At 73.3% G+C, this 621-nt stretch carries 1 protein-coding gene; it reads right to left on the bottom strand.

What is annotated here, in order from left to right; translation table 11 throughout:
* On the bottom strand, nucleotides 1-599 hold a 599-nt coding region (locus tag CFP71_RS41090; RefSeq protein ID WP_143267270.1), incomplete at its 3' end, for a GNAT family N-acetyltransferase.
* Between the last annotated feature and the right edge of the window lie 22 nt (nucleotides 600-621).

The raw sequence follows: 621 nt of genomic DNA, 5'->3' as shown, positions 1-621 counted from the left end.
CGCGGTGCGCCCGAGATCGGTGCCTGTCCCGCTTCCGCCGCCCACCAGCGGTGCGGACGCGAAAGCGCGCCGGGCCGTGCCCGGCGATACCGGTCGTAGACCTCTTCCAGGAGCTCGCCGCAATCGGCGCGGCGCAGCAGTTCCATCGAGCCCTCGTCGGCCCGGGGGACGGCGAACGCGGCCTGGTGACGCCGCACGGTCAGCCGGTGGGTGTAGGTCGCCGGTCCGTAGCCGAACCGGCGGTAGATCAGGGCCTCCGAGGCCAGCAGCACGGAGAGGATCTCGCCCCTGGCCCGGAAGTCGGCGAACTGACGCCGCATCATCGCGCTGAGCGCGCCCCGGCGCCGGTGCGTGGGCAGGACGCCGACGGCGGTCACCCCGGAGACCGGGACGACGACCTCACCGGGAAGGGTGAGCTCGAAGGAGTACGCGGCCGCCGTGCCGACGGGCCGCCCGTCCTCGGCCGTGGCGAACAGACCGCGATCCAGTTCCAGCGCGGACCAGGTCTCGCCCGCGCTGTCCGGGAAACGGGCGAACGCGGCGAACAGGGTGTCGACGAAGACGTCGCGGTCATCGGCGGTCGTGGGGCGGATCTGCATCGGGACAGTGCATCGCCGTCCC

This window comes from Amycolatopsis thailandensis, from assembly GCF_002234405.1.
GTDB classification, from domain to species: domain Bacteria; phylum Actinomycetota; class Actinomycetes; order Mycobacteriales; family Pseudonocardiaceae; genus Amycolatopsis; species Amycolatopsis thailandensis.
The sequence above is the reverse complement of the archived record's forward strand: the minus strand, read 5'-3'. Positions and strand labels throughout refer to the sequence as shown.